This is a genomic window from Bacillus sp. JJ1609 (genome assembly GCF_036967045.1).
GTDB lineage: Bacteria > Bacillota > Bacilli > Bacillales > Cytobacillaceae > Mesobacillus.
Window position 1 is genome coordinate 1 of sequence record NZ_JBALSS010000034.1, and the last position, 10,792, is coordinate 10,792.

At 41.0% G+C, this 10,792-nt stretch carries 9 protein-coding genes and 3 tRNA genes; all 12 read right to left on the minus strand.

What is annotated here, in order from left to right; translation table 11 throughout:
• Window positions 1-117: 117 nt before the first annotated feature.
• Window positions 118-1,599, minus strand: coding sequence for a LysM peptidoglycan-binding domain-containing M23 family metallopeptidase (locus V7654_RS21120; RefSeq protein WP_335432826.1), 1,482 nt, complete (start codon window positions 1,597-1,599; stop codon window positions 118-120).
• 385 nt (window positions 1,600-1,984) lie between these two features.
• Window positions 1,985-2,057: transfer RNA gene (locus tag V7654_RS21125), tRNA-Phe, on the minus strand.
• A 155-nt stretch (window positions 2,058-2,212) separates the two neighbouring features.
• Window positions 2,213-2,284, minus strand: a tRNA-Glu gene (locus V7654_RS21130).
• A gap of 42 nt (window positions 2,285-2,326) precedes the next feature.
• Window positions 2,327-2,402, minus strand: a tRNA-Lys gene (locus V7654_RS21135).
• A gap of 273 nt (window positions 2,403-2,675) precedes the next feature.
• Window positions 2,676-3,965, minus strand: a complete 1,290-nt coding sequence (locus V7654_RS21140; RefSeq protein WP_335432827.1) for an adenylosuccinate synthase — start codon at window positions 3,963-3,965, stop codon at window positions 2,676-2,678.
• 209 nt (window positions 3,966-4,174) lie between these two features.
• On the minus strand, window positions 4,175-5,539 hold the full coding sequence (gene dnaB / locus V7654_RS21145; protein ID WP_207501540.1) for a replicative DNA helicase: 1,365 nt from the start codon (window positions 5,537-5,539) through the stop codon (window positions 4,175-4,177).
• Between the two features lie 125 nt (window positions 5,540-5,664).
• On the minus strand, window positions 5,665-6,114 hold the full coding sequence (rplI, locus tag V7654_RS21150) for a 50S ribosomal protein L9 (RefSeq protein WP_335432828.1): 450 nt from the start codon (window positions 6,112-6,114) through the stop codon (window positions 5,665-5,667).
• Window positions 6,111-8,084, minus strand: a complete 1,974-nt coding sequence (locus V7654_RS21155) for a DHH family phosphoesterase (RefSeq protein ID WP_335432829.1) — start codon at window positions 8,082-8,084, stop codon at window positions 6,111-6,113. Before V7654_RS21155 ends, rplI begins: the two co-directional genes overlap by 4 nt.
• Before the next feature lie 30 nt (window positions 8,085-8,114).
• The gene (locus V7654_RS21160; RefSeq protein WP_335432830.1) at window positions 8,115-9,059 is read right to left on the minus strand and encodes a YybS family protein; all 945 of its coding nucleotides are present in this window, start codon (window positions 9,057-9,059) and stop codon (window positions 8,115-8,117) included.
• Between the two features lie 307 nt (window positions 9,060-9,366).
• Window positions 9,367-9,603 carry a 30S ribosomal protein S18 gene (rpsR, locus tag V7654_RS21165; protein WP_207501589.1) on the minus strand — a complete coding sequence of 79 codons (237 nt, stop codon included), beginning with the start codon at window positions 9,601-9,603 and terminating at the stop codon, window positions 9,367-9,369.
• Between the two features lie 51 nt (window positions 9,604-9,654).
• Window positions 9,655-10,146, minus strand: coding sequence for a single-stranded DNA-binding protein (ssb, locus tag V7654_RS21170; RefSeq protein ID WP_335375905.1), 492 nt, complete (start codon window positions 10,144-10,146; stop codon window positions 9,655-9,657).
• A 77-nt stretch (window positions 10,147-10,223) separates the two neighbouring features.
• Entirely contained in the window at window positions 10,224-10,511 is a 288-nt protein-coding gene (rpsF, locus tag V7654_RS21175) for a 30S ribosomal protein S6 (protein WP_335375904.1), read from the minus strand.
• Between the last annotated feature and the right edge of the window lie 281 nt (window positions 10,512-10,792).

Here is a 10,792-nt window from a genome sequence, read left to right on the forward strand (position 1 = left end):
GCGCTGGAGCTGGACATTTCTCGAAGTGAATTTTATACTTTCTTCTCTTTTAATAAAAACTGCCTAATTGAATGAAAAAAGTCTCTAGTTGCTCTAGAGACTTCTTTTCATATAAGTTTAGCGATTGAGTTTAGACATGGGATTGATCAACTTCCCATTTTGATAAACTTCAAAATGGAGATGGATTCCAGTAGAATTTCCTGTTCTTCCCATAACACCAATCTTTGAACCGCGAGCTACTGTCTGGCCAGGGCTTACTGAAATAGATGCAAGATGGGCATACATCGTTCTATAACCATTTTGATGGTCAATTATGATTTTATTGCCGTATCCATCATTATTATTACCAGCCGAAACAACCACTCCGTTATCAACGGTTTTAATTGTATAGTTGCTAGGCCTTGCGATGTCGATTCCTTTATGCATCCTGCTCCAGCGGTATCCTTGCTGACTTGATATATAACCACCGTTAGTCGGCCATACAAAGGTTCCGTCTCCACGAGAAGGTACAACCTTTGTTCCTCTGATGATGATTTCATTTACCGGTTTCTGGAGTACTTCTGTTTTAATCGCTTCTTTTTTTACAATCTGACCATTTTTTTCTGATGTTACATAAATTTTCCCATTAACACCATTCTTGCCCGTCTGCTGCTTCTTCGTATCGCCTTTGAACATTTTCGGGTTATCGACAACCTCTTTTTGGAATGCGACTTCTTCCTTTACATATGCCTGGCGTTCAACAACCACTTCTACAAAAGGCTTTAACACCGTTACATTAAGCTGCTGGCCAAGCTTTAAAACCGAATCCTCGTTAAGCCCTTTGTTTAATGAAAGTAATTGAGTTAGCTTCAGATTATGTGAGCTTGCAATGCTGCTTAAGACATCCCCGTCTTTAACCTGGTACTTCTGTTCTTCAAGCGTACCCTTTTTAAGAAGCTTAAACGCTTCTTCAACCGTTAAGATTTTTTCAGGGTTAATTTTTTCTGATGATTGCGAAACATTTTTCGTAAAACGAACGTCTAATATACGAGTTTCATTTTCTTTCACTTCGGGTATTGGTAGATTAGGAGATTTCTTTCTATTCTCCACTCCAGCTAATTCTTCTTCACTTACATACTCAAGCATCATTTTTTTCAGGACTTCTTTAGATGCCTCCTGATCCTTTAAGTAAGCTACAGGCTCACCGTCAATAACAAGAGCTGATGCTTCGGCCTGAACAGCCATTTGACTTTTGATTGCACTTAACACCTCTGAACTATCAGCATTTGCCGCCGAAGAAAAAACCTGTTCAGGAATAAAAGAAACATCAAGTCCAAGGTCAACATCAAGATCTTTATATTCTTTTTGAACCGATGTTAACTTCTCTTCAACCATTTTTTCAACTTCAGCTTTATCCGCTACAGTTCCTACAAATTTATCATTTAAATAGACATAATATACAGTTGTTAGATTTGACTCAGCAGCAAGTGCGACGTTTCCAGCACCAAATGACAACGCAGCTACAGTGACTGCAGCCATAATCGACTTCTTGATTGCCGGTTTCATCTCTTTTGATGTTTTGCCCGCAAGACTGGACAGCTTCTTTTTTAAATTCTTCATTCTGATCCTCCTACACTACGGTAAAACAAAATATATAAATCTAGTACTATATAACCAATTTCAGAAAATTGTACCTTTATACTTTACCATAAAATGTATCAGTAAGAATGCTAGACTTCATTATGTAACAAAAATGTATAATAGCTGACATTAAATTACGTTATTTGTAAGTAATTTGGTAACGCATGCCGGTATTTTTTTGTTAAATCCCAGTTAAGAACCCAGTCACACTAAGGCTTTTCTCCTACTTTTAGGACGATGATCTTTTTTACTATTATTTTCAACATAACCCAGTGGTGCATGGTGAAAATTATCAGTAATATTACAATTATGTTACAAACAAACAAAAAAAGGAGCATGTCATATGACACGCTCCCTTTTTTAATGGCTCAGGACGGAATCGAACCGCCGACACAAGGATTTTCAGTCCTTTGCTCTACCGACTGAGCTACTGAGCCATGATAATATTGTATCCTAAACTTTGTTTTATTTAGGACCCTTGCTCAAAAAACCTCTCGGTTTTTCTCGCAGGTTTCCACAGAAGCCAATTCAAAGGAGCGAGAAACCTGCTCTACCGACTGAGCTACTGAGCCAAATTAAAAATATGTAAAAGTGACCCCTACGGGATTCGAACCCGTGTTACCGCCGTGAAAGGGCGGTGTCTTAACCGCTTGACCAAGGGGCCAAATAATAAAAGGATGATTATTTTCATTATCGCGAAAAATCTTGGTGAGCCATGAAGGACTCGAACCTTCGACCCTCTGATTAAAAGTCAGATGCTCTACCGACTGAGCTAATGGCTCGCAATAAATGCAGTAATACTTTTTGTATTTTAACTGCTTGAAAATCTTATCACATTTTGTCGATTTGGTGACAACGTTGTTTATATTACCACAGGATTTTATGGTTTGTATATATTATTTTAAAACTTTTTTCGTTTTTTTATTTTTTTCCTTAGGAGTGAGATTTAAATACATTTATGTGACGTTCATTTGCCCTCCCTTGTACCCATCGATTAGTACAACTAACAAATAAATCCCCGCTCTCACATGAGAGCGGGGATTTATTATCTGCTATTAAGATCTCCAAGGACTGCGCACAACGTTTGTCTGTGTGCGGTCTGGTCCTACTGAGAAGATAGACAATGGAATGCCTGTTAGCTGTGAAATGCGCTCTAGGTAGTGTCTAGCGTTCTCTGGCAGCTTGTCTAGGGTTTTGCAACCTGTGATGTCTTCTGTCCAGCCTGGAAGCTCCTCATACACTGGCTCACAATCTGCCAGCATTTTCAGGCTTGCTGGGAACTCTTCAATCAATTCACCTTTGTAACGGTACGCTACGCAAATTTTTAGTGTCTCAATTCCCGTTAATACGTCAATTGAATTCAAAGATAGATCAGTAATTCCGCTTACGCGGCGAGCATGGCGGACAACGACACTGTCGAACCAGCCGACACGGCGCGGACGGCCTGTTGTTGTACCATATTCGCGTCCTACTTCACGGATTTGGTGGCCGATTTCATTATCAAGCTCTGTTGGGAATGGGCCATCGCCAACGCGAGTGGTATAAGCCTTTGACACACCAACAATATGAGTAATCTTAGTCGGACCTACGCCAGAACCGATTGTAACACCGCCAGCAACAGGGTTGGAAGAAGTAACGAATGGATATGTTCCCTGGTCGATATCAAGCATAACACCTTGGGCACCTTCAAACAGCACTCGTCGGCCTTCATCAAGTGCATCATTCAATACTACAGATGTGTCCTGTACGTAATGTTTGATCTGCTGACCATATTCATAATATTCATCAAGAATGTCTTCGATTTTGAAGCCTTCTGTCTCATAAATTCTTTCAAAAAGGCGATTCTTTTCCTCAAGGTTACGCGTAAGCTTTTCTTCGAAAGATTCGCGGTCAAGCAGGTCTGCAATTCTGATGCCGATGCGTGCTGCCTTGTCCATGTATGCAGGTCCAATGCCCTTTTTAGTCGTACCAATCTTATTTGCACCCTTGCTTGCCTCTTCGACCTCGTCAAGCTTCAGGTGGTAAGGAAGGATCACATGTGCACGGTTGCTGATACGCAGGTTGTCAGTGGTCACACCCTTGTCATGAAGATAAGCAAGTTCTTTAACAAGTGCTTTTGGGTCAACGACCATCCCGTTGCCAATCACGCTGATTTTATCTTTATAGAAAATTCCAGATGGAATTAAATGCAGTTTATATGTTTCGCCATTAAATTTTATTGTATGTCCAGCGTTGTTTCCACCCTGGTAACGGGCAATTACTTCAGCATTTTCAGAAAGGAAATCCGTAATTTTCCCTTTTCCTTCGTCTCCCCATTGTGTTCCTACTACTACTACTGATGACATATAAAAAGCACCTCCAAAGGTATACGGTAAATTTAATCCCGTTTCAAACATATAAAGTTTACCAGCTTTTTAAGTAAAAAGTCAATTAAACACGAACATTTTATTTATATTACAATTTATTCGTTCGTGAATATAACCCAAACCATTTTTGAAAACAAAACAGTTTTTATGTAAAAAAAGAGAACTAATCCAATACGGATTAATTCTCATTATGCCCCTGGTGGAGCGTACGATTCATCATACCTCTGCTCGATGTTGACGAACTTATTATATTCTTTTACAAAAGCAAGCTGTACGGTACCAGTCGGGCCATTACGCTGCTTGGCGATGATGATTTCAATGATGTTCTTGTTTTCTGATTCTTTGTCATAGTAGTCATCACGGTACAGGAAGGCAACAATATCGGCATCCTGCTCGATTGATCCGGATTCACGGATATCAGACATCATCGGACGCTTATCCTGTCGCTGTTCCACACCACGGGACAGCTGTGACAAGGCAATGACCGGTACCTGCAGTTCACGGGCCAATTGCTTAAGTGAACGTGAAATCTCAGATACTTCCTGCTGTCTGTTTTCGCCAGCACGGCCGCTTCCCAAAATCAGCTGCAAATAGTCAATCATAATCATACCGAGACCGTGCTCCTGCTTTAAGCGGCGGCATTTTGATCGAATATCAGTGATTCGGACACCGGGAGTATCATCAATGAAAATCCCTGAGTTTGACAGGCTTCCCATTGCCATCGTCAGTTTTCCCCAGTCTTCGTCTGTCAGGGAACCAGTACGCAGCCTTTGCGCGTCAATATTGCCCTCAGCACAAAGAACACGCATGACTAGTTGTTCTGCACCCATCTCCAAACTGAAGATTGCTACGTTTTCTCCCGTTTTTTTAGCAACGTTTTGGGCAATATTTAGTGCGAAGGCTGTTTTACCTACGGAAGGACGGGCACCAACGATGATCAAATCATTTCGCTGGAAACCTGCTGTCATTCTATCCAGCTCGGTAAATCCTGTCTCTAGTCCGGTAATATCGCCTTTACGGTTATGCATTTCTTCAATATTGTCATAAGTCCTTACAAGGACATCTTTAATATTGTGGAAGGCTCCTGCGCCTTTACGCTGGGCAACTTCCATGATGTTTTTTTCCGCTTCAGCAAGCAAGGCTTCAACTTCATCTTCTCGCATATAGCCATCTTCGGCGATGCCAGAAGCTGTACGGATCAGCCTTCTGAGAAGCGATTTTTCTTCTACGATTCTAGCATAATACTCTATATTTGCTGCTGTCGGAACCGATGCAGCTAATTCACTTAAATAACTTACGCCGCCCACATCTTCAATCAACTTGGAGGACGCCAGATTTTCTGTCACTGTCACTAAGTCGATCGCTTTTCCCTTATCACTCAAGTCCAACATGACATTGAAGATTTTCTGGTGAGCTACTCGATAAAAATCTTCAGGGATTAAGATTTCTGAAGCAAGAGTCAAAGCTGATGGTTCTAAAAATATCGCACCAAGCACTGCTTGTTCCGCTTCCATATTTTGTGGCGGAAGTCGATCCGCAAATAATTCACTCATCTGCCTGCCCCCTTACAAAAAGAATTCTCTCTTTTTTAACGGAAAAAAGTGACCAGCCATTACCGATCACCATTTTTCTGTAACTATATTATTTTAACATGTTTATGACTATATGGAACTGTAAATTATTTTCCTTCTTTTACATGGACATTCAAGGTAGCCTGAACTTCTTTATGAAGCTTGACTGGAACTTTTGTGTATCCAAGTGTGCGAATTGCATCATTAAGCTCGATTTTTCGCTTATCAAGCTTAATGCTATGCGCTTTTTGCAGCTCATCAGCAATCTGCTTACTTGTTATGGATCCAAATAAACGGCCATCTTCCCCAGACTTCGCAGTCAGTTCTACTGTCACTTTTTCAAGTGTCTCTTTAAGAACCTTAGCTTGATTCAGTTCTTCTTGCGCCATTTTCTCTTCTTTTTTCTGTTGGGCATTCAAAGAGCTCATCGCACCTTGATTTGCTTCAACGGCCAAGCCTTGCTTGATCAAGAAGTTATGTGCATATCCATCAGCAACGTTTTTAATTTCGCCTTTTTTGCCTTTCCCTTTAACATCCTTCAAAAAGATTACTTTCATTCTTTTTGTCCCCCTTCTAAATATTCAGTGATAGCATTTTTAACCATATTTTCTGCTTCTTCTATGGATACATCATATAATTGGGTAGCTGCATTTGTTAAATGCCCGCCTCCTTCTAGATGTTCCATGATCACCTGGACATTGATTTCGCCAAGTGACCTGGCACTGACACCAATTGTATGGTCTGTCTTTTTAGAAATGACGAAAGAAGCTGTTACCCCATCCATGGTCAAGAGAGTGTCTGCAGCCTGGGCAATCAGCACCTGGTCACAGTATACATCCTCCTCGGCTTTTGAAATGACAATGCCGTCTCTGTAAAAATAAACATTCTCGATAATTTTTGCTCTTTTGATATACGTATTGATATCTTCTTTTAAAAACTTTTGGACAAGAACGGTGTCCGCCCCGTGGCTTCGCAAGTAAGAAGCTGCATCAAAAGTACGTGCTCCCGTTCTTAATGTGAAGCTTTTTGTATCAACGATGATTCCTGCCAATAAGGCAGTTGCCTCAAGCATTTGTATTTTGCCGTTCTTCGGTTGATATTCGAGCAGCTCAGTCACAAGCTCCGCTGTCGAAGAGGCATATGGCTCCATATAGACAAGAAGAGGATTCTTAATGAATTCTTCTCCTCTGCGGTGATGATCGATGACAATGACATTTTCAATTCGATTCATGAGCCTTTCATCGATTACCAATGATGGTTTATGAGTATCTACCACGACAAGCAAAGTATCGTCAGTTGCGATTTCATATGCCTGTTCCGGTGAAATAAAACGCGAATACATCTCTTCATTTTGTTTGATTTCAGCCATCAGACGCTGTACGCCCGTATCTATTTCGTTTTTATTATAAACAATAAATCCTTCTCGCTTATTCATCTGGGCAACTTTCAAAATTCCGATTGCAGATCCAATTGCATCCATATCAGGATTCTTATGGCCCATGATCAATACTTTGTCGCTTTCGACAACCAATTCCTTCAAAGCATGGGAAATGACCCTCGCCCTCACTCTGGTCCGTTTTTCAACAGGATTCGTCTTGCCGCCGTAAAATTTCACTTTTCCATTTAGCTGCTTGATCGCGACCTGATCCCCGCCACGCCCCAATGCCAGATCGAGGCTGGATTGCGCCTGGGAACCAAGCTCAGGCAGCGAGGAAACACCTGTGCCGACACCGATACTCAATGTGAGCGGAACATTTTGCTTGGAAGTCGTTTCTCTTACTTCATCCAAAATCGTGAACTTTCCCTTTTCCAGCATATGAAGGATGTTTTCACTGAAAACAGCGATAAATCTTTCAGAAGAAACCCTTTTAAGGAATACGCCATTAGTGGTTGCCCATTTATTTAAAATGGATGTTACCAGGCTGTTCAAGCTGCTTTTGGTCTGGTCATCCATTCCCTGTGTCAATTCCTCGTAGTTATCCAGATAGATGATGGCAATGACCGTTCTCTCATCATGATACATTTTCTCTATTTCAGCCTGCTCGGTTACATCAAAAAAATAGAGCAGCCGTTCTTCCGGCTTATGGATGACTCTGAACTTACGGTCATGCAGCGATATAATCTCCGTTTCAACCTCTTGCTTAATCAATGGGATGACGGCATCAGCCACATCGTATAAAGATCTTCCGACAAGAGTATCTTCATGAAAGCATGAAGCGATGAAAGGGTTGGTCCATTCAATATAATAATCGTCATTGATCAGCATAATCCCAATCGGCATCTCCATCAGCGCTTCTTCGCCGACCTTTTTGACCCTGTAAGACAAAGTGGAAATGTACTCTTCGGTTTCTTGTCTCATTTTATGGTTCACTTGAAAAATAAGATATATCAACAGGCCGGTGAGAATGAATCCTGCTGCCCCTATAATCCAATTATAGTAGGACAGCACTCCAATAAGCACCAGTATTACGGCCATCAATCCATATAGTGGATAACGTATTTGCCGCCTCTCTATATAAGAAGGCATGTGCTCAGCTCCTAAAGCAGTAGTTTCTGATTACTTCTTCTTCTCTCCAAGACGTTTTCTTAAATCAAATCCTAAATCAATTATACCTAATATCCTGACAATATAAAGAATAAAAGGCAGAAGGAATAAAAGGACTGTGACGACGATTGGCAAAGCCTTAGGATACCCTTTAGCATGAGTGATATAAAATATAAAAGATAGACCTTGGAGAACCATTAGCATCTGGAGAATGAACGAAAGATTAGCAATCACCCAGAACCAATAAGTCCCTTCCTCCGGCCTCATCAGCAACGCTGCAAGCATTGTGAGCAGATAATACCATAAAATACTCTTTGGCAAGGCTAATTCCCTGAACGGACGCCACTTTGGAACATCTATGCCAAATCGCTTCAGAAAGGGAAAAGATGCAAGCTGGATGACAAACACAAGCAGGAAAGATGCCATCACAAACATGCTAGGTACCAACGTCTCCATTAAATCAATCATGGATTCAAATTGCTTGATCAATTTCTCATCCGGTGACTGGCCAAACTGCTCAAGCATCTTTATCGACTGTTTAACTGACAAACGGAATGTATCCATTAATTCGTCAATAAAGTTAATTTTAAAAAGGACTACTGACACAGCATATTGCGCCACTATATTTACAAGAAACACTATGGAACCAGCCATGAAAACTGCCAGCCTGCTTTTCCCTTCTCTGATCATATATCCCATTACCGCTCCTGTAGTGCCATAAGCAAGAGCGAGCGGTATCGCTAAAAAGGAACCGAGAATCATTGACAGCAGGACACCAGCCAGGGTAAACACCGCGGTGCTTTTCAAATCATGCTTTGCTCCAAAGAGCAGGAATGGCAATGCCAAGAAGAAATTAATCACTAAACTAAGTACAGGAATATATAAAGTAATCAGTAGCATAACAGCAAAGATTGCCAGCAATATGGCTCCTTCTGTCAGCTTGTATGTATTTTTCATAATTTACCCCTTACATGAAAAGCGCAAGCGCCGTGTTAAGCACCGACTAGTGCTGGCGGACCAGGAAATAAAAGTCACTTTTTGCTCATTGACTGGACCGAAACTAGACAAGCAAACCTCGCTAGGCTAGGCGCTGGAGCTAGACATTAATATAATTACAAATAATTTATCCAAATCTAAAACCAACATATAAGAACTATTTTATCTTCTAAACTGTGGACAATCAACCGAGTAGCGAGTCAAAGTCCTGAAACATAATATAAAAGGCAGCGGGAGAACAACCCCGCTGCCTTTTAAAATCCGATCATTATTCTCCTGAAACGTATGGCAGTAATGCCATTTGACGAGCACGTTTGATCGCAACTGTCAATTTACGCTGATATTTAGCGCTAGTTCCAGTTACACGACGTGGTAAAATTTTACCGCGCTCAGAGATGAATTTTTTTAGAAGATCAGTATCTTTATAATCAATCTTTGTGATTCCGTTTGCTGTGAAGAAACAAACTTTACGGCGCTTTGCACGTCCGCCTCTGCGTCCACCCATTGCCATGGTCATTTCCCTCCTTATATATTTTATAAAACGTCCGAGTTTATATTAGAATGGAAGATCATCATCTGAAATGTCGATTTGGCCGCCACCTGCAAATGGATCTTCATCTACTTTTGTATAACCTTGATTTTGGCGTTGATTCTGATTCCCAAATGGGGAACCCTGATCATTTTGGCGGGAATAGTTATTATCCCCTCTGTCTGAAGTTTGACCTTGACCTTTTGGCTCAAGGAACTGCACGCTCTCCGCTAGAACTTCTGTAACGTAAACACGTTTACCATCTTGTCCCTCATAGCTGCGAGTTTGTACACGTCCGTCTACGCCAGCAAGGCTGCCCTTCTTAAGGAAGTTAGCAACATTTTCAGCAGGACGGCGCCATACCACACAGTTAATGAAATCGGCTTCTCTTTCACCTTGCTGGTTGGTAAATGCACGATTTACCGCAAGTGTGAAAGTAGCAACTGCAACTCCATTCGGTGTGAAGCGTAATTCAGGATCCTTAGTCAAACGGCCGACAAGAATGACACGATTCATCATCAGAATCAACTCCTTCCCCTCAGCCTTACTGTTTCACGTGAAACATTTCCAGCTGAAAGTATATGTCAAATTTATATTTATTCTTCTTCTTTAATTACGATGTGGCGAATGATATCTTCGCTGATCTTTGCAAGACGAGAGAATTCCTCAACTGCAGCTGGCTCAGCATTTACTTTTAAAAGCTGGTAGTAGCCATCACGAAAATCATTGATTTCATAAGCAAGACGGCGTTTGCCCCATTCTTTAGCTTCTGAAACTTCCGCACCGTTATCTGTTAAAATTCCACTGAAACGCTCAGTTAGAGCCTTTTTAGCTTCCTCTTCAATATTTGGGCGGATGATGTACATAACTTCGTACTTTCTCATCACTGTCACCTCCTTTTGGTCTGACGGCCCCATTACAGGGCAAGGAATAATTGTTTAATTACTCACAAGTTGAAATTATATCATAGTTTTTTTTCAAAAGCAATGCTATGAAAAGTGATGAAATATTTCATATTTATAGCCTTGTTTAATCTTATAACTAAATGCTAACATATGTTCGTGTTTTTGTCCAAGCTTATTAACTGAATTGATACTGTTTTTAGGTGGAAGGCTCTGTTAAACAAGGCTGTTGATTTTCGTTCCAGGCGCTTCGCTTTCCGCGG

Excerpts from the sequence above, each read along its gene's own strand:
- V7654_RS21120 (WP_335432826.1), bottom strand. The coding sequence starts at position 1,599 with ATGAAGAATTTAAAAAAGAAGCTGTCCAGTCTTGCGGGCAAAACATCA.
- V7654_RS21140 (WP_335432827.1), bottom strand. The coding sequence starts at position 3,965 with ATGTCATCAGTAGTAGTAGTAGGAACACAATGGGGAGACGAAGGAAAA.
- dnaB (WP_207501540.1), bottom strand. The coding sequence starts at position 5,539 with ATGAGTGAATTATTTGCGGATCGACTTCCGCCACAAAATATGGAAGCG.
- rplI (WP_335432828.1), bottom strand. The coding sequence starts at position 6,114 with ATGAAAGTAATCTTTTTGAAGGATGTTAAAGGGAAAGGCAAAAAAGGC.
- V7654_RS21155 (WP_335432829.1), bottom strand. The coding sequence starts at position 8,084 with ATGCCTTCTTATATAGAGAGGCGGCAAATACGTTATCCACTATATGGA.
- V7654_RS21160 (WP_335432830.1), bottom strand. The coding sequence starts at position 9,059 with ATGAAAAATACATACAAGCTGACAGAAGGAGCCATATTGCTGGCAATC.
- rpsR (WP_207501589.1), bottom strand. The coding sequence starts at position 9,603 with ATGGGTGGACGCAGAGGCGGACGTGCAAAGCGCCGTAAAGTTTGTTTC.
- ssb (WP_335375905.1), bottom strand. The coding sequence starts at position 10,146 with ATGATGAATCGTGTCATTCTTGTCGGCCGTTTGACTAAGGATCCTGAA.
- rpsF (WP_335375904.1), bottom strand. The coding sequence starts at position 10,511 with ATGAGAAAGTACGAAGTTATGTACATCATCCGCCCAAATATTGAAGAG.